The sequence below is a fragment of the Christensenella timonensis genome (assembly GCF_900087015.1).
GTDB classification, from domain to species: Bacteria; Bacillota; Clostridia; order Christensenellales; family Christensenellaceae; genus Christensenella; species Christensenella timonensis.
The window spans coordinates 754,833-779,527 of record NZ_FLKP01000002.1 but is presented as its reverse complement, the minus strand read 5'-3'; the positions used below and the strand labels follow the sequence as shown (position 1 = coordinate 779,527).

25 protein-coding genes are annotated in these 24,695 nt (G+C 53.9%); 5 read left to right on the top strand and 20 right to left on the bottom strand.

All coding sequences use genetic code 11. The features are described from left to right. Window positions 1-40: 40 nt before the first annotated feature. The 12 genes from BN6471_RS12865 to BN6471_RS05185 all read right to left on the bottom strand — a co-directional run bounded on the left by BN6471_RS12865 (window position 41) and on the right by BN6471_RS05185 (window position 12,581). Window positions 41-1,918 (bottom strand): carboxypeptidase-like regulatory domain-containing protein, encoded by a 1,878-nt coding sequence (locus BN6471_RS12865; RefSeq protein WP_066646218.1) that lies wholly within the window; start codon window positions 1,916-1,918, stop codon window positions 41-43. Between the two features lie 115 nt (window positions 1,919-2,033). Next, on the bottom strand, window positions 2,034-2,849 hold the full coding sequence (locus tag BN6471_RS05235) for an acetyl-CoA carboxylase carboxyltransferase subunit alpha (protein WP_066646217.1): 816 nt from the start codon (window positions 2,847-2,849) through the stop codon (window positions 2,034-2,036). Continuing rightward, a complete protein-coding gene (gene accD, locus BN6471_RS05230) occupies window positions 2,846-3,763 on the bottom strand; it encodes an acetyl-CoA carboxylase, carboxyltransferase subunit beta (RefSeq protein WP_082903350.1) in 918 nt (305 codons plus the stop codon). Before accD ends, BN6471_RS05235 begins: the two co-directional genes overlap by 4 nt. A gap of 3 nt (window positions 3,764-3,766) precedes the next feature. Next, a complete protein-coding gene (gene accC, locus BN6471_RS05225; protein ID WP_066646214.1) occupies window positions 3,767-5,116 on the bottom strand; it encodes an acetyl-CoA carboxylase biotin carboxylase subunit in 1,350 nt (449 codons plus the stop codon). Window positions 5,117-5,180: 64 nt separating this feature from the next. Beyond that, a complete protein-coding gene (gene fabZ / locus BN6471_RS05220; RefSeq protein WP_066646211.1) occupies window positions 5,181-5,612 on the bottom strand; it encodes a 3-hydroxyacyl-ACP dehydratase FabZ in 432 nt (143 codons plus the stop codon). A gap of 11 nt (window positions 5,613-5,623) precedes the next feature. Beyond that, the gene (locus BN6471_RS05215) at window positions 5,624-6,106 is read right to left on the bottom strand and encodes an acetyl-CoA carboxylase biotin carboxyl carrier protein (protein ID WP_066646208.1); all 483 of its coding nucleotides are present in this window, start codon (window positions 6,104-6,106) and stop codon (window positions 5,624-5,626) included. Between the two features lie 14 nt (window positions 6,107-6,120). Beyond that, window positions 6,121-7,365 carry a beta-ketoacyl-ACP synthase II gene (gene fabF / locus BN6471_RS05210; RefSeq protein ID WP_066646202.1) on the bottom strand — a complete coding sequence of 415 codons (1,245 nt, stop codon included), beginning with the start codon at window positions 7,363-7,365 and terminating at the stop codon, window positions 6,121-6,123. Window positions 7,366-7,493: 128 nt separating this feature from the next. Then, entirely contained in the window at window positions 7,494-8,228 is a 735-nt protein-coding gene (gene fabG, locus BN6471_RS05205) for a 3-oxoacyl-[acyl-carrier-protein] reductase (RefSeq protein ID WP_066646201.1), read from the bottom strand. 15 nt (window positions 8,229-8,243) lie between these two features. After that, window positions 8,244-9,179, bottom strand: a complete 936-nt coding sequence (locus BN6471_RS05200) for an ACP S-malonyltransferase (protein ID WP_066649788.1) — start codon at window positions 9,177-9,179, stop codon at window positions 8,244-8,246. 102 nt (window positions 9,180-9,281) lie between these two features. Continuing rightward, window positions 9,282-9,500, bottom strand: coding sequence for an acyl carrier protein (locus BN6471_RS05195; RefSeq protein WP_066646200.1), 219 nt, complete (start codon window positions 9,498-9,500; stop codon window positions 9,282-9,284). Window positions 9,501-9,552: 52 nt separating this feature from the next. After that, the gene (locus BN6471_RS05190) at window positions 9,553-10,503 is read right to left on the bottom strand and encodes a 3-oxoacyl-ACP synthase III family protein (protein WP_066646199.1); all 951 of its coding nucleotides are present in this window, start codon (window positions 10,501-10,503) and stop codon (window positions 9,553-9,555) included. A gap of 143 nt (window positions 10,504-10,646) precedes the next feature. After that, a complete protein-coding gene (locus tag BN6471_RS05185) occupies window positions 10,647-12,581 on the bottom strand; it encodes an aconitate hydratase (protein ID WP_066646196.1) in 1,935 nt (644 codons plus the stop codon). A 212-nt stretch (window positions 12,582-12,793) separates the two neighbouring features. Here BN6471_RS05185 and BN6471_RS05180 point away from each other — a divergent pair, with 212 nt between their 5' ends. Genes BN6471_RS05180 through BN6471_RS05170 form a run of 3 tightly spaced genes read left to right on the top strand, consistent with a single transcriptional unit; the run spans window position 12,794 to window position 15,207 of the window. Next, window positions 12,794-13,027: a hypothetical protein gene (locus BN6471_RS05180; protein ID WP_066646195.1), complete on the top strand. Its 234-nt coding sequence runs from the start codon at window positions 12,794-12,796 to the stop codon at window positions 13,025-13,027. A 24-nt stretch (window positions 13,028-13,051) separates the two neighbouring features. Further along, window positions 13,052-14,176, top strand: coding sequence for a glycosyltransferase (locus BN6471_RS05175; protein WP_066646194.1), 1,125 nt, complete (start codon window positions 13,052-13,054; stop codon window positions 14,174-14,176). Continuing rightward, the gene (locus BN6471_RS05170) at window positions 14,173-15,207 is read left to right on the top strand and encodes a 2-hydroxyacid dehydrogenase (RefSeq protein WP_066646191.1); all 1,035 of its coding nucleotides are present in this window, start codon (window positions 14,173-14,175) and stop codon (window positions 15,205-15,207) included. The genes BN6471_RS05175 and BN6471_RS05170 overlap by 4 nt, the downstream gene beginning before the upstream one ends. Before the next feature lie 74 nt (window positions 15,208-15,281). Here BN6471_RS05170 and BN6471_RS05165 read toward each other — a convergent pair whose 3' ends face one another. The 8 genes from BN6471_RS05165 to BN6471_RS05130 form a co-directional block, all read right to left on the bottom strand. Next, the gene (locus BN6471_RS05165) at window positions 15,282-16,967 is read right to left on the bottom strand and encodes a COG1361 family protein (protein ID WP_066646189.1); all 1,686 of its coding nucleotides are present in this window, start codon (window positions 16,965-16,967) and stop codon (window positions 15,282-15,284) included. Window positions 16,968-16,999: 32 nt separating this feature from the next. After that, window positions 17,000-18,064 carry a branched-chain amino acid aminotransferase gene (locus BN6471_RS05160; RefSeq protein ID WP_066646187.1) on the bottom strand — a complete coding sequence of 355 codons (1,065 nt, stop codon included), beginning with the start codon at window positions 18,062-18,064 and terminating at the stop codon, window positions 17,000-17,002. Window positions 18,065-18,091: 27 nt separating this feature from the next. Beyond that, the gene (locus BN6471_RS05155; RefSeq protein WP_066646186.1) at window positions 18,092-18,736 is read right to left on the bottom strand and encodes a YigZ family protein; all 645 of its coding nucleotides are present in this window, start codon (window positions 18,734-18,736) and stop codon (window positions 18,092-18,094) included. Window position 18,737: 1 nt separating this feature from the next. After that, the gene (gene tyrS / locus BN6471_RS05150; protein WP_066646185.1) at window positions 18,738-19,961 is read right to left on the bottom strand and encodes a tyrosine--tRNA ligase; all 1,224 of its coding nucleotides are present in this window, start codon (window positions 19,959-19,961) and stop codon (window positions 18,738-18,740) included. A 70-nt stretch (window positions 19,962-20,031) separates the two neighbouring features. Next, on the bottom strand, window positions 20,032-21,201 hold the full coding sequence (locus BN6471_RS05145; RefSeq protein WP_066646184.1) for an aminotransferase-like domain-containing protein: 1,170 nt from the start codon (window positions 21,199-21,201) through the stop codon (window positions 20,032-20,034). 237 nt (window positions 21,202-21,438) lie between these two features. Further along, window positions 21,439-21,867: a desulfoferrodoxin family protein gene (locus tag BN6471_RS05140; RefSeq protein ID WP_162270178.1), complete on the bottom strand. Its 429-nt coding sequence runs from the start codon at window positions 21,865-21,867 to the stop codon at window positions 21,439-21,441. 72 nt (window positions 21,868-21,939) lie between these two features. Next, entirely contained in the window at window positions 21,940-22,893 is a 954-nt protein-coding gene (locus BN6471_RS05135; protein ID WP_066646177.1) for an alpha/beta hydrolase, read from the bottom strand. Between the two features lie 170 nt (window positions 22,894-23,063). After that, window positions 23,064-23,276 carry a helix-turn-helix domain-containing protein gene (locus tag BN6471_RS05130; RefSeq protein ID WP_066646175.1) on the bottom strand — a complete coding sequence of 71 codons (213 nt, stop codon included), beginning with the start codon at window positions 23,274-23,276 and terminating at the stop codon, window positions 23,064-23,066. Between the two features lie 96 nt (window positions 23,277-23,372). Between BN6471_RS05130 and BN6471_RS05125 the strand changes: the two genes are divergently transcribed. Next, window positions 23,373-23,885 (top strand): SLOG family protein, encoded by a 513-nt coding sequence (locus BN6471_RS05125; protein WP_066646174.1) that lies wholly within the window; start codon window positions 23,373-23,375, stop codon window positions 23,883-23,885. A 110-nt stretch (window positions 23,886-23,995) separates the two neighbouring features. Beyond that, entirely contained in the window at window positions 23,996-24,688 is a 693-nt protein-coding gene (locus BN6471_RS05120) for an iron-sulfur cluster assembly scaffold protein (RefSeq protein ID WP_066646172.1), read from the top strand. Window positions 24,689-24,695: the final 7 nt, after the last annotated feature.

The following is a 24,695-nucleotide window of genomic DNA, read 5'->3' as shown; positions in this document are numbered from 1 at the left end:
AAAAAAACCGCAGGTACCTGCGGTTTTTTATCGTGTCCTTTTAATCCCTGTATCCGTTCTTTTTCGCCCTCTGTACCTTAATGACCAGGAACACCGCCAATACAGCGACCGCCACACCGACAAGGATCAGCACCAGTACCACCGGGCTTATGCCGTTTTCCTGCGTCTGCTCACGGATCGGCGCAGACGGTAGCGGGCTTGCCGATGCGCTCACATCTGCGGACGGCGCAGCAGATGATACGGCGGGAACCGTGGCCTGTGTTTCCGATACATCTGAAATATTGAGCCCGCCTCTTCCGTCCGCCTTCAGGTTTGCATATACTTCCTTTGCATCCTTGGAAATACTGAGCACAAATGTCCCCTCCTGCGAAGCGATCCCCGTTACCGCGCCCACCTGCACCTCTACCTCAACTTCGCCTACAAGCGTGCCGTCATCCGCCGTTGCGGTAATCCGATGTTTCCCTTTGGAAATTGCCGGGATCTCAAAATAGCCTTTGACATCCGTCGCGTCACTCAGCATCCCCTTGTTTTCCAGATTCAGGCTCTCTACCGTTGCCTCCTGCAGGATCTTGCCGTCCGCATCTATCAGGTATCCATTGAGGCATGGTTCATTTTGAAGCTCCACAGGCTTTTTATGGCCCTTTTCATCCGTTTTCTTCTCTTCCGTTTTTCCCGGCTGGAGCGGATCGCCCGAAACCTTTTCTACCACAATATCCGTTTCTTTATCGCCATCCGGGTCTACACTTGCAGCCATAAAAACGTCTTGCGTACCTTTTTGATATGTCACCGTATAGGTATTGTCCTGCAGCTTGGATGCCGTTTCATCACCCTCGCTGAATTCCAGCTTACAGCTGCCGCGCGCCTTGTTGTCCGGATCGTATACGCGCATTGTCTGGGTATCATCCGGCGCGATATTGGAAAGGTAAAGCGTACCTTTGGCATTTGCCGTTTTTTTATGATCCTCCCCCAGCGTCACCGTATATCCCGGCAATGCCATCCCTTCGCCATCCATCAGGTAAACCTTGACATTCACCTTGTTTGGCGAAGTCGTAGGCGCTGGTGTCGGCTCGGGCGTCGGTATTACGCTCGCCGTAGGCGTTATGCTTGCCGTGGGTGTGGCGGTAGGCGCTTCCGAAGGCGTCGGTGTAGGGGAAGACGCTGTCGGATCAGGCTCCGCTGTCGTTGTGGCAGTGGGCGCCGGGGTCTGCGTTGCCGTCGCTGTCGGTTCGGGCATCGGCGTAGGTTCCGGCAAAACGCCGTCCACCGCCGCCGTCAGGACGATCATCCCGTCTTGCGGCACCGTAAGGGCAAAATCAACCGCTTGCGCTGTTTGGTTAATATTGACTTCATACTCATACGGCTTCATGTCGCTGGGAATGATCGGGCCCGCCGATCCCTGTGCCGAATCGACCAAATCAGATATGGTACCGTTCCTGATCGCGGCACAAACCTCCCCCGTCCCAAGCGGCGAGGTATTATCTGTCGCCAGTGCAGCGTTTTTGGCTCCCCGCAAATCCAGGGCTGTTTCTACTTTCGGCTGGTTTAAGATTTCCGTTTTTTCTGCCGGATACAGGTGTATCCTCACTGCGCCCGTAAGCGCGCCCTCCTGCTTTTTCGTCACCAGGGCAAAATCCGAAAGCGGTATATCTGGCAGGAACAATTTCCCGTCTTTGTCTGTCACATCGTTGTAGACATATTCTGTGTCTCCCGCTTCCTGCAGGAAAACATCGATTCCCTCAAGAGGTATTCCGTCGCTGTCAGTAAATACAAAATTCATACCAATGGAAGAAACCGCGGCCCCGCCCGGCTGTTCCGGTTCCACTGTGCCCTGCCCCGTTTCCGCGAAAACAGGCAGAACCAGCGTCATGACCAAAAATACCGTGGCCAGCATGCACAGCAATATTTTTCCCTTTTTCATAAATATCCCCTCTTTCCGGCAATCCCCGCCCCGTAACAGATACATTGGTTATGCCTTAATCATAACATATGCGACAAAAAACGGGAAGCACTCCGCTTCCCGTTTATATCTTTTGTCATTCTGTGATTGCATCCTGTCCGAACGACCTGATCTTATCATAGCGCTTTTGCAGCAGCTGGTCGATGGGTTCCTTTTGCAATTCTTTGATGCTGTCAACAAGGTATTGCTTGATCACCTTTGCAAACTTTCCATTATCGCCTGATTGCGCGCCGCCTTCCGGCTCTGAAAGCACATCGTCGATCAATCCCATTTCCTTGATCTCTGCCGCTGTCATGCGCATCAGCTCTGCCGCCTCTGCCGCCCGCGAAGAGTCCTTCCATAAAATGCTGGAAAACCCTTCCGGGGAAAGGATGGAATACAGCGCATTTTCAAGCATCATCCGCTTATCCGCCACGCCAAGGGCGATCGCGCCGCCCGATCCGCCTTCACCGATAAAAATACTGATCACCGGCGTTTTCAACCGGGACAGCTCCAGCAGGTTGCGTGCGATGGATTCCGCCACGCCGCGTTCCTCCGCACCGACTCCGCAGAACGCCCCCTGCGTATCGATGATACACACCACCGGACGCTTAAATTTTTCCGCCTGCCTCAGCAACCGCAGCGATTTGCGGTATCCTTCCGGGTTTGAGCACCCGAAATTTCGCGCCACCTTGTCCCGCAGGTCAGTCCCTTTTTCCTGTCCAACCACCGTGACCGGGATATCGTCTAAATAGCCAATCCCGCCGATCATTGCCGCGTCGTCCGCGAACAATTTGTCGCCGTGCATCTCCATAAAGTCCGTAAATACATTTTCTATGATATATTGCGTCGTAATCCTCTTAGGGTCGCGCGCGATCTGCACGATCTCCCATGCCGAACGTTTTGTACTCATTCCGCGCTCCCTCCTTTATGCATCTTAAGAAGCTTCGCCAGCGTATCTTTCAACTCCCCGCGGGGCACAATCATATCCACAAAGCCCTTTTCCAGTTGGAATTCCGATGTCTGGAAGGTGGGCGGAAGCGCCTGCTTGATCGTCTGTTCGATCACGCGGCGCCCGGCAAAGCCGATCGTCGCGTTTGGTTCCGCGATCGTCACGTCGCCCAGCATTGCAAAGCTCGCCGTCACACCGCCCGTCGTCGGATCGGTGATCACCACAAAAAACGGGATCCCCGCCTCGTCAAGCTTGGCCAGTACCGCCGCTGTCTTGCTCATCTGCATCAGGGAAACCAGCCCTTCCTGCATGCGCGCCCCGCCCGAAACGGTAAAGGCCACAAGGGGCTGTTTCTTTTTCAATGCGTGCTCCGCAGCCAGCGTGAATTTCTCGCCCACTGCCGCGCCCATGGAACCCATCATAAAAAAGCCGTCCATCACGGCAAGTACGCACGGCATACCGCCGATCTTACATTCTCCTGTGATGATCGATTCTTTTTCGCTCGTATATCCGCGGATTTTTTGCACCTTCTGCTCATATCCCGGAAAATCGAGCGGGTTCGTGCCGACCAGGTCGGCATTCATCTCTACAAAGGTATCGTCGTCCGCCGTATACATGATGCGCTGGCGCGCGGAAAGGCGGAAATGGTAATTGCAGTTTGTGCACACATTAAGATTGGCAATGAGGTCGTCCGTATAGATGACCATGCCGCACTCCGGGCATTTTTCCCACATGCCCTCTACCTGTTCCTCGTCATGCGCCACCGGCAACTGCGCGGCGATCTCTTCCTCGCTGGGAGCCATCGGCTGTGCCTGCTGGTTGGTACGGTATACGCGCATGGTGATATCTTTGCGCTTCTTAGAAAATAAGCCCATCTGTTATTTTTCCTCCATAATACGTGCCACAAGCCCGGTATCGAGCCGTCCTGCCATCACGTCCTCGTTGTTTAGGAGGTCGAGCTGGAAATCCGCATTGGTCTCCACCCCGTCCACAACAAGCTCCGTTAAGGCCGCACGCATTTTCGCCATCGCCCGCTCGCGCGTAGGCGCGTGGACGATGAGCTTGCCGATCATACTGTCGTATGTCGGCGGGATCTTGTAGTCCGTATACATCGCCGTATCAAAACGCACGCCCGGCCCTCCCGGCAGGTGCAGCGCCTCGATCGTGCCGATGGACGGCATAAAATTTTTGGTCGGGTCTTCCGCGTTGATGCGGCACTCGATCGCATGCCCCATCAGTGGGATATCCTTTTGTGCAAACGACAACTTTGCCCCGCTTGCCACAAGTATCTGCTCGCGCACGATGTCCACCCCGGTGATCATTTCCGTCACGGGATGCTCCACCTGCACACGTGCGTTGAGTTCCATAAAATAATATTTTCCCGAAGGCTCGTCGTACAAAAACTCGATCGTTCCCGCATTTTTATAACCGGAGGCCTTTGCCGCACGCACAGCCGCCTCGCCGATCTCGGCGCGCTTCTTGCTATCAAAAGCAATGCTCGGCGCTTCCTCCATCACCTTTTGGTTCCTTCTTTGCAGCGAACACTCGCGTTCGTAAAGGTAAACGGCATTGCCGTAATTATCGCACATGATCTGTACTTCAATATGCCGCGCATCCATGATACATTTTTCCATATAAAGCGTACCGTCGCCAAACGCGCCCAGCGCCTCTTTATAAGCCGCATCGAATGCTTTTTCGATATCCGCTTCCTTATCCACTTTACGGATACCGCGTCCGCCGCCCCCGTTCGCCGCTTTAATCATGACCGGGTAACCGACCTTTTTGGCGATCTTCTTGGCATCCTTCGCATCCTTTAAGGCGTCCAGCGAGCCCGGGATGATCGGTACGTCCGCCTGTGTCATGATGCGCCGTGCCATCAGCTTGTCGCCCATCTTTTCCATGGCCTGTGCATCCGGCCCGATAAAAGTCACATTGCTTTTATTGCACATGCGCACAAACTTCGAGTTCTCCGACAAAAAACCATACCCGGGATGGATCGCGTCCGCACCCGATATGCTTGCCGCCGAAAGGATATTGTAAGCGCTCAGATAGCTGTCCTTCGGTGCCGGCGGCCCGATACAAAACGCTTCGTCCGCCAGCTGCGTATGCAGCGCATTTGCGTCCGCCGTAGAATATACCGCAACGGTTTCTATCCCCATCTCGCGGCATGCGCGGATAATGCGCACAGCAATCTCGCCGCGATTAGCAATCAAAACCTTGTTTATCATTCGTGTTCTCCTTCAAATACGCGGCGGCCTTTCCCCCGCGCCGATTATCGCTGCAAAGAATCCCTTAATCCTGCTTTACGAGGACGAACAGGATCTCTCCCTCGCACACAACTTTACCATTCACGGTGGCTTTTACCTTGCCCTTGCCGCCCATCGCGGAAAGCCGCAGGATTTCCGTTTCCAGAATAAGGTCGTCGCCCGGCACTACCATCCCGCGGTAGCGTACGCCGTCGATCCCGCCGAATACAGCCAAACGGCCTTTGAAGCGTTCATCCTGCAAGATCGCGACCGCCCCCGCCTGTGCAAGCGCCTCGGTAATGAGTACGCCCGGCAAGATCGGGTTGCCCGGGAAGTGCCCCTTGAAGCAGAACAAATCTTCACGGATACGCCATAACGCCTTCGTATATTTTGCAACTTCGCATTCGAGCACCTCGTCCAAAAACAGGAACGGATCACGGTGCGGGATGATTTTTTTGATGCCTTCCTGATCGATCATAGCCGTTCTCCTTATTTGTAATTGTACAGCAGCTGGCCATATTCCACGCTGTCGCCTTCTTCACATGCGACCCACGTGATCTCGCCGTCTTCAGGCATCGTGATCTCGTTCATCAGTTTCATGGCCTCGACCATGCAAACAACGTCGCCCTTTTTGAGCTTATCGCCAATTTTGACCGCTTTGCCTTCCGCAAGTTTATGGAAAACGCCCACCAACGGCGAAACGATCTCCTTGCCCCTGTCGACAGAAGCAACCGGCGCTTCGCTGGCCGCGACAGCAGCCTCCGAAACGGAAGCCGCCGCAGGAGCCGCAGCGGCCACCGGCGCCGCCATGGGGGCAGCTGCCTGTGCAGGGGCCGCAACCACGACCTGCTGTGCCGGCAGATCCGCATTGCGCTCTAATTTCAGGCTGAAATCCTTGTCATTCAGTTCCAATGTGTCAAAGCCGGATTTATCCGCGGCTTTCAAAAGTTCCAGTATCGATTTTAAATCCACTGTTTTATCTCCTTTTACTCGGCTTTTTTAAATAAAAGCACTGCATTATGCCCTCCGAAACCAAGCGAATCGGAAAGCGCAGCCTGGATATCCGCTTCTTTGCCTGTATTGGGCGTATAATCAAGGTCACATTCCGGATCGCTCACCCGGTAATTGATCGTCGGTGGGATAAATCCCTCTTCAATCGCTTTGACGGTATATACCGCTTCCATGCCGCCGACCGCGCCAAGGGCGTGCCCTGTCATCGATTTCGTCGAAGAGATCGCCACCTTATACGCTTCTTCTCCAAATACTTTTTTGATCGACATCGTCTCCGTTTTATCATTCAATTCCGTCGATGTCCCGTGCGCATTGATATAAGAAATATCCGATGGCTTCATATGCGCCTCGTCAAGCGCAAACTGCATCGCTTTTGCAAGCGCTTCGCCGGTCGGCTCCGGGGCCGTCATGTGGTATGCGTCGCTCGTAGCGCCGTAGCCGCCGATTTCAGCATAGATACGTGCGCCGCGCTTTTTGGCCGCTTCATATTCCTCAAGGACGATCACCCCAGCGCCTTCCGCGATCACAAAGCCGCTGCGCTCCGCGTCGAATGGAATGGAGGCCCGGTCCAGTTCTTCTGTCGTGGTGACTGCATGCAGTCCCAAAAAGCCGGATATGGCAAGCATTTTGATCGGCGATTCCGAGCCTCCCGCAAGCATCGCATCCATATAACCGTCCCGGATCAGCCGATATGCGTCGCCAATGGAATGGGTTCCTGACGCGCACGCCGTCGTGATCGTCGTGTTATAACCATGCAGCTTATGCTTGATGGCAAGCTGTCCAGACGCCATATTCCCGATCATCATCGGGATCAGAAGCGGGTTAACGCGCTTGAATCCCTTTTCGTTGAGTTTGGTGACTTCCTTTTCCATCGTATCGAGGCCGCCGATTCCGCTGCCTACCAAGACTCCGAAACGGTATGGATCATAGGGGACTTCTTTTCCCAGCTCAAATCCTGCGTCCGCCATTGCCTGGTCGCCCGCGATCACGCCAAACTGCGCATACTCGTCAAGCCGCCGCGCTTCTTTTTTATCAAGATAATCGAGTACATCAAGGTTCTTCAGCTCACCTGCAAAATGAACAGGAAGGCCTTCCGCGCCCGCCTTCGTAAGGGGGCCGATACCGTTCACACCGTTTTTGGTATTCTCCCACGCTTGCTCAACCGTGTTCCCGTTAGGCGAAAGGATACCCAATCCTGTTACAACTACACGTCTTGCCATAAATTATCTTCTCCTGTTAATGTTTGTCTGCGTTTACTTCTTATTGGCTGCGTTCGTCAGAAATCAACCGGCTTTACAAGCGGAAACGCGCTGTAAAAACAACTTTTTGCAAAAGAGGCGGGCGCAACTTATGCGTACATGCCGCCGTTGATCGACAACACATGTCCGGTGATATACCCTGCCTGCTCGCCCGCCAAAAACGATACCGCGTCCGCAATATCGCCTACCGTAGCGCCGCGGCCAAGCGGGATGCTGCCTAAGATTTCTTCACGCGCTTTTTGCGGCATGGCATCCGTCATAGGCGTTTCCACGAAACCCGGGGCCACCGCGTTCACCGTGATGTTGCGCGAGCCGATCTCCTTTGCCAGGGACTTCGTAAAGCCGATGATCCCCGCCTTGGAAGCCGCATAGTTCGTCTGCCCGCCCTGTCCGGAAAGGCCGACCACGGAAGCCATGTTGATAATGCGTCCGCTCCGCTGCTTCATCATATAAGGAACCGCATGACGGCAGCAATTGAACACGCTTTTCAGGTTCACATTGATGACCGCGTCGAAATCCTCTTCCTTCATCCGTGCCAAAAGTCCGTCGCGGGTGATGCCCGCATTGTTCACGAGGATATCGACCGTCCCGAATTCCCCTTTGACTTTTTCCATCATTTCCTTGACTTCATCGAATTTACTGACATCCGCTTTGATGGCAATACCTTTCACGCCCAGCGCCTCGATCTCTTTTACCGTTCCTGCATAATCCTCGTCGTCAAACAGATAGTTCACGACTACGTTATTGCCGTCCTTTGCAAGGCGCAGCGCAACCGCCCTTCCGATCCCGCGCGACGCGCCTGTCACAACTGCTGTCTTTGCCATTTGTTTCTCCTCCGCTTAAAATCCCATCGGTTTGAGCGCCTCTGCCGCCTGTGTAAACGACTCAAAATCATTTACATGAAACGTCTGCGCCTGCTCACTGATCCGTCCCACAAAGCCTGCGAGCGTCTTGCCCGGCCCGACCTCCACGAACGTATCATATCCCTCCGCGCCCATCGCGCGGACGATCTGCTCAAACAAAACAGGATGCGACGTCTGCTCCGCCATCACCTGTTTCATGTCGTCTATTTTGTAAGGCTTACCCGTGCGGTTCGCATACAGCGTAAACGCCGGCGCCGTAAATTCCATATCCTTGATTGTATCCGAAATCTTTCGTGCAGCCTCTTCCATATGGGAAGTATGGAACGCTCCCGAAACCGGTAGCTTCCTGCACCTTATCTTATTTTCTTTTCCATAGGCGATCATCTCGTCGATACGGTCGCTGTCCCCCGCCACAACGATCTGTCCCGGACAGTTATAATTGACGGGCATAAGCACGCCGCCCCCTGCAAACTGCGCTGCCAGCGCCTCTACCGCGCTCATTTCCTGTCCCAGTACCGCGCACATCGCGCCCGCCTGCTTGTCTCCCGCCTGCTGCATCCACTGTGCACGCTTTATCACAAGCGAAAGCGTATCCTCAAACGAGAGCACCCCTGCCGCATAGAGCGCCGCGTATTCGCCAAGCGAAAAACCCGCGCCCGCACTTGCCTTGATGCCTGCGCTTGCAAGCGCGGCATATGCCGCCGCATCCATTACGAAAACAGCCGGCTGCGTATTGACCGTCTTATTCAGTTCTTCCTGCGCGCCCGAAAAACACAGCTCCGTGATACCCGGCCGCACCTTTTCTGCCCTGTCGAATATTTCACGTGCAGCGGCCACATGATCGTACAGGTTTTTGCCCATACCCGTTTTCTGTGCGCCCTGCCCCGCGAAAAGCACTGCAAGTTTACCCAAAGGTTTTTTTCCTCCAAAAAGATAGCGCATGCGGACGCTCACCAAACCGGGAACGTCCGCAGCCTCAAAACTTCTAAATTATACCAGGATACGCCGTGTTTCTTATTTGTTGTCCTCGATGAATTTTACAAGGTCAGAAACACTCTTCAGGTTCTCCGCTTCTTCGATCGAAACGTCGAATTCTTCTTCGATGTCCATAACGATCTCAACCATGTCCAGCGAATCGATCTTCAGGCTCTCAAAGCTGGAGTCCATTGTGATCTCGTCTACGTCAATATCCATTTTGTCACTGATAATGCCTGCAATCTTCTCATAAATCATGTTTATTTTCCTCCCAGAAAATCATTTGTTATTTGATACGCTTAAAGCGTTCTTACCAATCATAGACCGCACAGCCGGAAGAAAGCCCGCCGCCAAAACCGGCGATCACAAGCCTGTCTCCTCTTTTGAGCATACCCTTCTTGTTCATCTGGTCGAGTGCGATCGGGATGCTCGCCGCAGATGTGTTCGACGTGTCGTCGATATTGGAATAAAATTTATCCATCGGCATATTAAGCCGCCCGGCGATCGTTTTCGTAATACGGTAATTGGACTGGTGCATCAGGAACCAGTCGATGTCCTCCGGCGCCTGGCCTGTTGCTTCGAGCGCCGCGCGGATGACCCGCTCCGCCTCGCGCGTTGCGAACACGTACACTTCCCTGCCCTTGAGCGTTGCATAGGAAGGCTGCAGCACACCGTCTTTTAATGTATTCATACCGTTGATCACGATCGTTTCGTTTACGTCCGGCTTGGAATACACCTCGAAATATTTCATGTTGTCGCCGTGTTCCACGACCACCGCGCCCGCGCCGTCCCCAAACAGGATACAGCTCGCACGGTCGTCCATGTTCATAAAACGGGACAGCGTTTCGCTCCCGCACACGAGGAACGGCTTTCCGCCCGGCCGCAGCAGTCCTTCCACCGCTTTTAAAGCGAACATGAAGCCGGTACACGCGGAATTCACATCAAAGCAGATGGCCTGCGGGATCTCAAGCTCCCTCTGGATCTGGCTCGCCACCGAAGGAACGCCCATCTCGTTGGTAACGGATGCAACCACGATACCGCCGAGGTCGTCTTTTGTAATACCCGCCTCTTTCATTGCGATAGTGGCCGCGATCACGCACATATCCTTGTTCCACATGCCGTTTTCCACATAATGGCGGCGTTTGATGCCCGTACGCTTGGTGATCCATTCGTCCGACGTATCTATTATCTTTTCAAAGTCCTCGTTCGTTACTATTTTTTCCGGCAGGTAACTTCCTGTCCCCAGGATGCGTATACTCATATTTCCTCCAATCATTTGCCGTCCATCCCGCCAACGAAACAATGACGAAATTTAGACAGTATAATGATATTCTAATCTGCTGTAAATGTCAATAAAAGCAGGGAGCGTTTTGTACGCTTCCCCGCTTCTATGCCCGCAATTCTTCACTGCGCGTTTTTCTTTGTATAGTTCAAAAGCCCGCCCGCAAGGAGGATCTTGCGCAGGCGCTCCGAAGCCTCCAGGCGTACCTCAAAGCTCGTTCCCTTGGTTTCGTTTTCCACGGTGAACACATCTTTGCCATCCACGCTTCCGCGTACGTCTGCGATCCTCAATACATCGCCCTGGTCGATAGTATCATAATCCGCTTCATTGACAAACACAAGCGGCAATATCCCGCTGTTTATCAGGTTGGCCATGTGGATACGCGCAAAACTCTTGGCGATGACCGCCTTCACGCCGAGGTATAGCGGCGCAAGTGCCGCGTGTTCCCTGGACGAGCCCTGCCCGTAGTTCTGGCCCGCAACGAGGATGGATTTCCCTGCTTTCTTCGCGCGGGCGGGGAATGTCTCGTCCACCGGCGCCAGACAAAAGTCCGAAAGGTACGGAATATTCGAGCGGTACGGCAACAGCTTCGCGTTGGAAGGCATGATGTGGTCCGTCGTGATATTGTCTTCCATCTTAAGCATCACTTCCGCCCCGATCTCATCCGGCATTTCCGAATTGATGGGGAAGGGCTTGATGTTCGGCCCCCGCACGACCTCCACATCGCACGCGCAATCCGCGGGCGGCGCGATCATGTTGTCGTTCACTTCAAATTTTTCCGGCATCGCAACGTCGAGGATGGAAAGGTCGGCAAGCTCGCGCGCATCTGAAAGATACCCGTTTAAAGCCGTTACGGCAGCCGTTTCCGGGCTTACGAGGTAAACGCTTGCGCTCTTTGTCCCGCTGCGCCCAAAAAAATTGCGGTTGAACGTACGCACGGATACTGCGTCCGTCGCCGGGGACTGCCCCATGCCGATGCACGGGCCGCAGGCACATTCAAGGATCCGTGCACCCGCGTCGATCATATCGGCAAGCGCGCCGTTCTTCGCCAGCATGTTCATCACCTGCTTGGAGCCGGGCGAAATCGTCAGGCTCGTATGCGGGGAAACCGTTTTCCCCTTGAGAATAGCCGCCACGCGCATGAGGTCGCGGTACGAAGCGTTCGTACAGCTTCCGATGCATACCTGGTCGACTTTTATTTTTCCAATTTCTTCGATCGTCTTTACGTTGTCAGGGCTGTGCGGCATCGCCGCCATCGGCTTTAAGGAGCTTAAATCAATCACAATATGCTCGTCATATTCCGCATCCGCGTCCGCGCTAAGGGGCCTAAAGTCCGCTTCCCTGTCCTGTGCCTTCAAAAATTCGCGCGTCACCTCGTCGCTGGGGAAGATGGACGTCGTCGCGCCCAGCTCTGCGCCCATGTTGGTGATGGTCGCGCGTTCGGGTACGGACAGCGTGCTAACGCCCTCGCCCGTATATTCGATGATCTTGCCCACGCCGCCCTTGACGCTTAAGACGCGCAGCACTTCCAAAATCACATCCTTGGCCGAAACGCCCGCGCTAAGCTCGCCCTTCAGCTCCACATTAACAAATTTGGGGCAATTCAGGTAATACGCGCCGCCGCCCATGGCAACGGCAACGTCAAGGCCGCCTGCGCCGATCGCGATCATACCGATGCCGCCGCCCGTGGGCGTGTGGCTGTCAGACCCCAAAAGCGTCGCCCCCGGCACGCCGAAGCGCTCAAGGTTCACCTGGTGGCAGATCCCGTTCCCCGGGCGGGAAGCGTAGATCCCGTGCTTTTTGGCCACGCTCATAATATAATTGTGGTCATCCGCATTTTCAAAACCGCTCTGCAGCGTATTGTGGTCGATATACGCCACCGACTTTTTCGTCTTTACACGGTCGATGCCCATTGCCTCGAACTGCAAATAAGCCATCGTTCCCGTGGAATCCTGTGTCAGCGTATAATCGATACGGATCGATATCTCGCTTCCGGGAATCATTTCCCCGGATACGAGGTGTTCTTCCAAAATTTTATAACCCAGCGGTTTTCCCATTTTAATGCGTACCTCCGTTTTTCCATAACAAATAATATGTTGTACATTTTATACGCAAATCGAACTTTTTTCAAGTGGCAGCGGTTCCTTTTTGGCGCATATCCCTTTATAATAAAAGGAACGGGAGGCAAAAATGTTTTCCCCCCGCGCAATCTGTTATCAATAAACAAAAGGATGGTTACGGCATGCTCACACTCTGGGGAAAAATCTTAATGGACGGAAAAGTGTTGAAGGCGGATACATACACCAGTGACAAGGAAGATATGTCCGCTGCCCTTCTCGATGGCCTTGAGCATTTTTCCAAGGAATTCGATATCGAGGTTCCCATGTGGCATACCGCCCACACCAAACAACTCGGGCTTTTCCGCAAGGTGATGTTTAAGCAGGATGATTTTATCGATAAGTTCCCTTACGATAAATTTGAAATGCAGATCATCGATCAATAACGTGGTTTAAAAGAAGGGGTTTATGTGGTCGTCACATTTGTCGTAGATATGTACGACGAACTGTCAAACGGCATCATTATTTCCGCCAAACGGTATGTTGACCGTCTGCGTATGCGCGGACACGAGGTAAGGGTCGTCGCCTCCGGCGATGTAGATGATCCCTGTTTTTACCGTGTCAAAAAACGGTATATCCCGCTGGTGAGCGAGGTTGCAAAGCTCCAGAGCGTCACCTTTGGCAGGGCGGAGGCGGATGTCCTCGGCCGCGCGCTCGACGGGGCTGGCGTCGTCCACCTGATGCAGCCCTTCAAGCTGGAAAAGGCCGCCGGGCTGATGGCGCTCGAGCGCGGCATCCCCGTGATCGCCGGGTTCCATATCCAGCCGGAAAATTTTATTTACAATATCAAAGTCATTCCCTTCGCAGGCGCGGCCGATATTTTCTACAAACAATTCCACCGGCAGTTTTACCGTTATTTTGACGATATCCACTGTCCCAGCCAGTTTATCGCCGACGAGCTCAAGGCGCACGGTTATAGGCAAAACCTGCATGTCATTTCCAACGGCGTGGACGATCGCTTCCAAAAGCTGCCGGATATCCCCCGCCCCGAAAACTTCCGCGTCCTGATGATCGGCAGGCTGTCGCCCGAAAAACGGCAAGACCTGATCATCCGCGCCGCGGCCAAAAGCCGTTATCAAAAGCGTATCCGGCTCATATTCGCCGGAAAAGGGCCGGAGGAAAACCGTTATCGCCGCCTGGCCAGGAAATTGGGGGTAACGGCGGAGTTCGCGTTTTACCCAACAGAAAAGCTCGTCCGGCTCATCAACTCCTGCAGCCTGTATGTACATGCCTCCGACGTGGATGTGGAGGCGATCTCCTGCCTGGAAGCGGTTTCATGCGGCCTCGTCCCCGTCATCAGCGATTCCAGGCTTTCGGCGACCAAACAGTTTGCGCTCACGCCTCACAGTTTATTTAAAGCAGGGAGTGCGGACGACCTGCAGCAAAAAATGGACTGGTGGCTTTCCCACGAAAAGGAACGGGAAAAATATTCGCCCCGCTACTGCGCGCTGGGGGAAACCTACCGGGTGGACTATATGCTTGACCGCATGGAGCAGGTATACGCCGATATGATGGCAAGGAGTGCAAAGCAATGATCAGGATCGCCTTTTACGATACGAAGCCTTACGACCGGGTCTGGTTCGACAAACTGAAGCAGGCGTACGGTTTTGAGTTCAAATATTATGAAAACAAGCTCAACAGGGATACCGCCGTTCTTGCCAGCGGCTGCGACGCGGTGGTCGCTTTCGTCAACGACGCCATCGACGCAGGCACCGTCGCCGCATTATATGATAACGGCATCCGCGTGGTCGCCATGCGCGCCGCGGGCTACAACAACATCGATTTTAAAGCCGCATGGGGAAAAATACATATCCTGCGCGTCCCCGCCTATTCTCCGTATGCGGTCGCAGAGCACGCAATGGCCCTGCTGCTGACCTTAAACCGCAAGATCCACCATGCCTACAACCGCACGCGCGAATTCAATTTCAGCATTAACGGGCTGACCGGCTTTGATCTGCACGGCAAGACCGCAGGCGTGATCGGTACCGGCAAGATCGGGCAGGTATTCATCGATATCTGCAAAGGCTTCGGCATGCGCGTGGTCGCCTACGACCCTTTTCCCAATCCGAATGTGGATGTGGAATATGTGACCTTAAAGCAGCTGTGCCGCTATTCCGATGTCATTTCCCTGCATTGCCCGCTGACGAAAGACACCTACCATGTCATTGACGAACAAACGATCGCGCAAATGAAGCGGGGCGTGATCCTCATCAATACGTCGCGCGGCGCGCTCATCAAAAGCGACGCGCTTTTAGAAGGGATCAAGTCCGGGAAGCTGGGCGGCGCGGGCCTCGATGTATACGAGGAGGAAAGCGACCTTTTCTTCGAGGATTTCTCCAATACCATCATGCAGGACGATATCCTGGCGCGCCTGATCACCATGCCCAACGTTATCGTTACCTCGCACCAGGCCTTCCTCACGGACGAGGCGCTTAAGAACATCGCGCATACCACGCTGGAAAACCTGAAAGCCTATTTTGACGACGAGCCTTTGTACAACGAGATATGCTACCAGTGCAGCAAGCAGAAAACATGTGACAAATCCCATCAGAAGCGGTGTTTTTGATTTCCGCAGCAGGATTTGCCCCATACAAAAACGGCACAGCGGATAACCGCCGTGCCGTTTTAAATGTACTTTCATCAGAACTTGTTCCTGTCGCCATATCTGGAACCGGAACCGCCGTTCTTCTTCGCCGGGCGCTGCTGCTTCTGCCTTTGCGGCTGTGGCCGCGGCTCGATGGATTCCTGCGGCATCTGCCTCTGCTGCCTGCGCTGCTGCGCCCTTGGCTGTTCGCTCCTCTGCTGCGGGCGTTCTTCATACCCGCGCTCCTTCTGCGGGCGCGGTTTCCCATTCTTCCCGCCGTTCTTCTTTTTGTTTTTGTGCACCACCACACCAAGGGCGATCGCCACGCCGATGATCGCGCATATGATCACGATCATGAGCACGAGCAGGTTCATCATCCCGCCTGCCGCCTGTTTTACCGTGATCGTCGCCGGGGCGGTGGTCGTTTCTACCGTCGTCCCGTCCGGCAGCGTTGCCTTTAAGGTGAATGTATAGCTTCCCGTCTTATCGACCTGCGCCGTATACGGCACCGTCTGTTCTTCCTCAGGCATGGAAGCGATATTCGCGATCTCTCCCAGCGTCGCCTCTGAAATGATGACGTCCGTGAGGGTTTCGCCCGACAGGTTATGTATCTTGAACTCAAAAGAAACCGGGCCGGGTTTGCTTAACTCCTGTGTGCTGATGGTCGCGTCCAGGCGGATCACGTTGCTTACGTCCACGCTGGCCGTCGGGGTCGCCTCCGCATCCACCTTGACCTGTATCGCCGCCGAGCTTGCCTTGACCTCGTTGCCGTCGCTGTCCGTCGCCGTGGCGGTAAACGTATAGCTCCCGTCCTGTGTGACCGTTACCTCCAGCGTTCCTCCTGCCGACCCTCCGTCCGCCGGGAGCGTTTTGGAATCCATGGACACGCTGTTACCGTTCTGGTCTACGACCTTCAGGTTTTTCAGGTCGGCGCTGCCGCTGTTCTTGACGTCAATGGTAAATTTGACCTTGTCCCCGCTCCTTACTGTGGTGTTGTCGCCCGTAGCGCTCACTGTCATCGCGGCTTTTTTATCCTTGCCCTCCGCGGTGATGCTGATCGTATCCAGCTTGAGCGTTTTTGTCTCGCCGTTCACCTTATAGGTAAACGAAGGTTTTACATCCGTGCTGTCGTTTAGGACGGTCGACCACTCCAGCGTCCGTTTCTGCCCTGCGGACAGGGAAAAGGTATCGCCGATCTGCGCGCCGTCCTTGATGGGCGGTGCTTTCAACGCACAATCCGTGATCTTGACGTTGCCGTCGTTTTGCAGCACAAAAGTAAACTTGACCTTGTCGCCCGCCTTGATCGTATCCGTGCTTGCGCTCGCGTCGCCCGACACATCCACCACGCTTTCCTTGCGCGTGATCGTGAATGGCTGTGTGCTCACCGATTTTTCCGAGCCGTCCTCCGCCGTAAACGTCAGCTCAAAAGCCATCTCATTGCCGATCATATCTTCAGAGATCGCCCACTGGGAGTTGCTGTAGGTCTGCGTATCGCCGGATGCCATATTCTCAAGTGAAACGGTATCCCCGCTGCCCGGATAATGCAGCTGCAGATTTGATATCGTCACACCTGATGTATTGCCCACCTCAACGTTCAGCTTCACATTGCCTGCCCCCGCGAGGGATGCCGGACTGACTGTCGCCTTGATGCTCACGCCCGCGGCAGACGCAACGCCGCCGAGCGCAAGGCATAGGGTCAGTATAATCGCGATCGTCAGTATGACTGATACTAATTTCTTCAAGTTTGTTTACCTCCGCTTAAAGGCCAGACGCCTTATATCGTTTCAGTCCAACCGAATTTATCCTTGATTTCGCCGTACTGTATCCCTGTCAGTATATCATAAAACTCAAGCGCAAGCTTGCCCATTTTTCCGCCTGCCACGGTCACCGTCTCGTCGCCGTACATGAACTCGCCCACCGGGCTCACGACTGCGGCCGTCCCTGTGCCAAACGCTTCGCTCATGGCCCCGGACTTCGCCGTTTCGACCACTTCTTCTACGGATACCCTGCGTTCTTCTACTTCGATCCCCATATCGCGTGCGATCGTCATTACGCTGTCGCGCGTGATCCCCGGCAGGATACACCCGTCGAGCTCCGGCGTTACCAGCTTGCCGTCGATGACAAACATGATGTTCATCGAGCCGACCTCTTCCACATACTTACGTTCTTCCGCGTCCAGCCAAAGCACCTGGTCGCAGCCCTGCCCGTGCGCCTCAACGCCCGCGATCAGGCTCGCCGCATAGTTCCCGCCTGTTTTTGCAAAGCCCATGCCGCCCTTGGCAGAGCGCGTATATTCCTTTTCGATCAGGATTTTGACCGGCTGGAGGCCGTTTGCATAGTAAGCGCCCACCGGCCCCATCATGATATAAAATGCATATTCCCTTGCCGCGCGTACGCCGATAAACGGATCCATCCCAATATAGTTGGGGCGGATGTAAAGCGCCGTCCCTTTCTGGTGCGGGATCCAGTCCTGGTCGATCTTCACCAGTTCACGCAGCGCCTGATGCGCAAACGCTTCATCAAAAAGCGGCATCGCCAGGCGCCTCGCGGAGTTGTTCATCCTCTTGAAATTATCTTTGGCACGGAACAGGACAATATCCCCGTTTACCTGCCGGTAAGCCTTCAGGCCCTCAAAAACCTCCTGGCTGTAATGGAATACGGTCGCCGCGGGCGAAATCTTGAAATCCTCATATTTCTTGATCTCGGCGTCGTGCCACCCCTGTCCTTCGGTGTAGCGCATAATGAACATATAATCCGAAAAAATCGTTCCGAAACCAAGATTGCTTTCGTCCTCCGGCTTTTTCTTCAGTCCATCCGTCTCCAAAAATTTGATTTCCATCTTCATCATCCTCTTCAATATATATATTTATTTTTTAAAATCCCCCGTCTGCCTGATGTAACTTTCCCCCAAAAGCTCCATCACATCCATACCGAAAAAAGCTTCCTGAACCTTTTTCTTCACCTGTTCAAACGCAAGCCGGCGCAGCGTCATGCGCGCCGTTACCTTGTCCGTAAATTCGGCCGTGACCTGTGCGCCGTATTCGCTGGCGATGCTTTGCAGTTTGGAATAATCCGCATATTCTACCACGAACCCAAGCTCCACCGCCGGGATCATCTCAATCGTTTTGGCCTCATCCAGCGCTTCGGAAACGCTGGCTGAATAGGCGCGCACGAGCCCTCCCGCGCCAAGCAGCGTCCCGCCGAAATACCGCGTCACTACCGCCAGGATATTTGTCAGGGCGCTGTGCCGCAAAACCTCCAGCATAGGCAGCCCCGCCGTGCCCTGCGGTTCCCCGTCGTCCGAGCTTTTTTCAAACGACGCGTCCGGTTTCAAAATCATTGCGGAGCAATTATGCGCTGCGTTGTAATGCTTCTTTTTGACTTTCAGGAGCTCCGCAGCTGCCTGCTGCTCGTCCTCCGCCGGGATCAGCGCGCAAATAAAGCGCGATTTCTTAATAACAATCTCATGTTCCACCCGCTGCGCGAGGCATGTGTATCCTTTCAGCTCCATATCATTTCAAAATGATCTTATGGAAAACTTTCTTTCCTTTCCTGATCATCGCGCCGCCGCCTGCCAAATCAGCCTCGCTCAAAGACGCAAATTCATCCGTCACCTTTTCGCCGTTCAGGAGAACGCCGCCCTGTGTTATAAGCCTGCGGCCTTCCCCGCGCGACTTCGTCAGCCCCGCCGCGATCATGATGTCCAAAAGCTGCGGGTGCTCTGCCAGCTCCGCCGCGCTTATCTGCGTCGTCGGGATGCTGCCGCCGGCGCCGCCGCTTCCAAAAAGCGCTTCCGCCGCGGTCTGCGCTTCTACAGCCGCCGCCTGCCCATGCACCTGTTTTGTTATCTCAAACGCAAGTATCTTTTTTGCATCATTGATCTCATGATCCTTTAACGCCGAAAGCCTCCGCACCTCGTCCATCGGCAAAAACGTCAGCAGCGAAAGGCACGTCTTGACGTCCGCGTCCGCCACGTTCCGCCAATACTGGTAAAAATCATACGGGGACGTCTTTTCAGGATCAAGCCATACCGCGCCCGATTCCGTCTTGCCCATCTTTTTGCCGTCGCTCTTTAAGAGCAGGGTAATGGTAAGGCCATACGCCTCTTTTTGCTCCTTGCGGCGGATGAGGTCCGCGCCCGCTAAAATATTGCTCCATTGGTCGTCCCCGCCCATCTCCAGCGTGCAGCCGTATTTACGGCTTAATACCAAAAAGTCATATGCCTGCATCAGCATATAGTTGAATTCAAAAAACGTCAGTCCCTTTTCCAGCCTTTGCTTATAGCATTCCGCCGTCAGCATCCTGTTGACGGAAAAACACGTGCCGATCTCGCGCAAAAACTCCACATAGTTGAGGTCTAAAAGCCAGTCGGCATTGTCCACCATCAGCGCCTTACCGTCCGAAAAATCGAGGAACTTGCCGATCTGCTCGCGAAAACGGTCTGCGTTGTGCGCGATGATCTCGCGCGTCATCATCTTGCGCATGTCAGATTTCCCGCTCGGGTCGCCGATCATCGTCGTACCGCCGCCAATGAGGACGATCGGCACATGGCCCGCGCGCTGCATGTGCGCCATAGCCATCAACTGTACGAAATGCCCCACGTGCAGGCTGTCTGCCGTCGCGTCAAACCCGACGTAAAACTTGACCTTTTCCCTGCCGAGCATCTCTTTTAACCCGTCATGGGTCGTTTGCTTTAAAAAGCCTCTTTCCTGTAATGTGTCAAAAACGTTTGCCATTTATCTAAACTCCTAAAATTTCGCAGTTAACATTCCTATACTTTTCCAAAAGGCGCGAGCCCTGGCACGGTTACACAAATTCCCTGATGATCTGCCCCATACGCTCCACGCCCTTTTCAATGTCGGGGATTGTCGGCATGGAGAAGTTCATACGCAGCGTATTCTCGTGGCCGCCCTCCGCAAAGAACGGAGGCCCTACGACAAACGCGACCTTCTGCGCCACACATGCGTCGAATACCTCGCGCGCGTTTACCTTTTCCGGCAGGGTCACCCATACGAACAGCCCGCCTTCCGGGTCGGTGCGCACCGCATCCTGCGGGAAATATTTGTCGATCGCGCCGCACATCGCGTCGCGCTGCTTCTTATATTCGGCGCACAGCATTTTGACGTGGCCGTCATAATACCCGCGCTTCAAAAATTCCATGACCATCGCCTGCGTCAGATTGGAGGTATGTACATCCGCGCCCTGCTTTAACAGGTTGAACTTCGCGATGATGTCCTTATGCGCGATCGCATACCCCACGCGCAGCCCGGGCGAGATCGTCTTGGAAAAGCTCGCCAGCTTGCAGACAATGCCGCTCTGGTCGTAAGATTTGATACTTTCAAGCGGCTGCCCGCTGTACCGCAGCTCCGCGTATGGGTCGTCCTCTAAGATGAGCACGCCGTACTTTTCGCAGGTATCGTATACCTTCTGCCTCTTTTGCCCGCTCATCGTGATCCCCGAGGGGTTCTGGAACGTGGGGATCGTATATAAAAACTTCGGATTATATTGCTTGATCTTTTCCTCGAGCTCCGCCGTGTCGATCCCATCCGGCTGCATAGATACCGTCTTGATATCCGCGTCCGCAAGGCGGAACGTTTGCAGCGCGCCCAAAAAGGACGGCGACTCCGCAAGTATCACGTCTCCCTTTTCGATCATCGTGTGCGCAAAAAAATCAATGCCCTGCGAAGAACCCGAAAGCACGACGAGATCGTCCGTTTCTTTCATGATATCCTCGTTACGGTATTTTAGAAGCTCGATAAACGCCGGAACGCCCAGCGTCCCGCCGTATTGCAGCACGCTCTTTCCGTTTTCCGCAATAATTTCTTCACTGATCTCCGCAAGCGTTTCCTCCGGAAACAGCTCCGGCGACGGATTCCCGCCGGCGAACGAGATCATGTCCGGAACAGCCAGCAATCCGAAGATTTTCCGGATCTCACTGCCGCCCACACCGTCAAAGCGTTTTGCAAATCGATACATCAGTCCTTTGTCCTCTCATAAAAATAAGTATACATTTAGCATTATAGCTATTTTTCCGCGTAAATACAAGACAAAATGAAAACCATTTCCTATTTTTTGCAACTTCAAATTTTAAAACTTGCAATTTTTACTATTTTCCCCGCGATATCTACCCTGCAAATGCAAAAAAGCGGAGCATAACTTGCTCCGCTCGTGCATATTCCCTCTGTCTTGCGCTGCCCTATCCGTTCTTTTTACTCATGTATCTATACAGGTGTCCGAAAATTCCGCCGAACATACGATTTTTTCCAGGTCGCGGTCGCTGTCGGTCTGCTCCGCTTTCCATAAACCGTGTATGTTGCAATAGGCATATACCTCGACGACCTTTTCCTGGTTCAGGGAGAACAGCGCCTCCGGCAGGCCGTCCGGCGTGTTCGTGCGGTAAAGCCCGCCGTCCTCCGTCTTGACCAATATCCACTCGATATAATGCTGCGGGGTCATCGGGTGCGGCGCCTTTCCCACCTTTACATGGAGCGTATCCCCTGAAAATTCCAGTACGGGGACGTGTTTTTCCGGGTCTCCGCTCGCCGTATCGGTGTCCAACGCTTCAAGGCCGTCAAACGTCACCTCGTTGCAGTTGAGCTGCACGAGCGTCGCGTCGTTTTGCTTGCATTTATAAATATTCACAGGTTTCATCATTTTCTCCTTGGTTTTTCTATTGAATAAACCATTTTAGCCTTGCGGAAACACATACTGCGCCTAGTCCAGGTAACGCCCAATAAATGCCTCCGCCGTTTTCCAGTAAAGCTCCGGCTCCAGCGTCGCAGATTCGCCGTGCTGTGCGCCGTGCACCACCAGCTTTTCCTTTTCACACACCGCCGCGCCATACACCTCGTCAAGCATAAAAAACGGTACGAACGTATCTGCGTCGCCGTGGATGAAAAGGGTCGGCGTCTGCGATTTTTCCACCTGCGCGACCGAGGATGCCTCCTTGAAGGAATACCCCGCCCGGCGCTTTGCCATCCCGTTCGCGATGTGCATGATCGGGAATTGCGGCAAACCGAATACCTTTTTCAGTTGTATCGTGAATTCCTCCCATACGGAGGTATAACCGCAGTCCTCGATGGCCGCGCGCACATTCGGCGGCAGCGTTTCCCCCGTCGTCATCATAACGGTCGCCGCCCCCATCGATACCCCGTGCAGCACGATCTGTGCCTGCGGGTCTTTTTTCAGGACGGTACCGCAAATCCATTGTATGATGTCCTTCCTGTCGAGCCAGCCCATGCCGTAATAGTCTCCCTCGCTGTCCCCGCTTCCGCGCAGGTCTGGCAAAAACACATGGTAGCCTTTGCCATGCCAGTGCCTTGCCGCCACGCCAAGGCTTAAGCCGCTTCCCGAAAACCCATGGATGCAAACCACCCATACATGCGACGGCTTTGCAGGCGGCAGCTCGCGCGCCACAAGCTTCAGGCCGTCAAAGGCGGTCTGCGTATGCATCACAAAATCCTGCCCTGAAAGCCATTCGCGCGCCCGCGCTTTTTCGTCCTGCTTTGCCTGCGCGTCCGCATCCTTCTTGTTTGCATTGGTCTTGAGGACTTTTTCCTTTGTCTTTTGGGCGTTTACCGCCACATCAAAAATTTTGTTTGCCGCCACCAGTACAACGATAAAAAAGGCGACGATCACAGCAGCGATCACGATCCATAACCACGTCATGCACAAAACTCCTTTGTTTCCCTGATGTTTCCCGCTTTATAAATACCCTTTTGGGAGATGTTTTAATCCGCTGGTTCAAGGTGGCAAGTATTTGCGCTGCACTTCAAACACCCAACTGCGCTTCGCGCCGTTAAACTCGTTCGCGCAAACACTTGACCGCCTTCTTTATGCTATTTCCTGTTGCTCAAGCCCAAAATGTAATCCGCCGACACGCGGTAAAATTTCGCGAGCGTAACAAGGTGCATGATCGGCATTTCATGTTCGCCGGTTTCATATCTCGAATACATTTGTTGTGAGGTTCCTAATACTTCTGCTACCTTTGCCTGCGATAAGTCATGATCTTCGCGTAATTCTCGAATGCGGATCCGATATGTTTTTTCCATAATATCACCCCTACAAAAAGTTTAATTAACATCGTATCCGGCGTATTGATTTTACGTAGTATCCGACGTACAATAGCAAATAACGAGGTGATAAATATGAATAAAGAAACGACCTGTTGTTTTACCGGCCACCGCCCGCACAAAGTCCCGCTGCTCGGCGACCGTGCCGACCCGCGCTGCAAGGAGCTTGAAAATACCCTTTCCCTCGAGATTCTGGCCAAAGCCCTCGTGTTCCATTGCGATACCTTTTTGTGCGGCATGGCCCAGGGCACGGACATGCTGTGCGGCGATCTCGTCTTGCGCCTGCGCCATATCTATAAACTTCCCCTGCGCCTCATTTGCGTGATCCCCTGCCTCTCACAGGCGCAGGACTGGGACGCCGGCGCGCAGGCGCATTACAAATGGCTGCTTTCGCAGGCGGACGGCAGCGTTCTTTTGCAGCGCGGCTATACGGACGGCTGCTACCTGAAGCGCAACGAATGGATGGTCGCACATTCCGCGCACATGGTCGCCCTGCTCGACCCGCACATTTACGGCGGAACAGCTTATACGGTGTCGCTCGCGCGTAAAAGCGGCCTAAACGTGAGCGTCGTCCGCCCGCCCGTATGAAATTCGCAAAAATATAATGACTATCCCCCTTTGAATATGCTATAATAGCCTTTGTATGACTTAGTATTTTATTATTAAGGTAATCAATTTTTAAGGAGGTAGAAAATCCCATGCAATACTCAAAAGAAGTAGAAGAAATGGTATGCGTGAAAAAGGGACCGCACCACGGCCCTGCTCCGATACCTGAAGAAGGCAAATGGGTAAAATCCAAACAGATCACAGACATCTCCGGTCTTACGCACGGTGTAGGCTGGTGCGCTCCGCAGCAAGGTATGTGTAAGCTCACGCTCAACGTAAAAGACGGCATCATCGAAGAAGCGTTGATCGAAACCAGCGGCTGCTCGGGCATGACGCACTCCGCCGCTATGGCTGGCGAAGCGATCGTCGGCAAGACGCTCTTAGAGGCGCTCAACACCGACCTCGTGTGCGACGCGATCAACACGGCAATGCGCGAGCTGTTCCTGCAGATCGCTTACGGTCGTACGCAGACGGCGTTCTCCGAAGGCGGGCTGCCCATTGGCGCGGGTCTTGAAGACCTCGGCAAAGGGCTCCGTTCGCAGGTGGGTACCATTTTCTCCACCAATGCAAAGGGCGTTCGTTATTTAGAGCTTGCCGAAGGTTACATCCTCGAGATGGCGCTCGACAAAAACGACGAAGTCATCGGCTACAAATTCGTACGCATGGGCAAGATGATGGAAGATATCCGTAACGGCGTGGAACCGAAGGTTGCTTACGAGAAGAACATCGGTACATACGGCAGGTACGAGGACGCGGTCAAATACATCGACCCGCGCAAAGAATAAGGAGGGC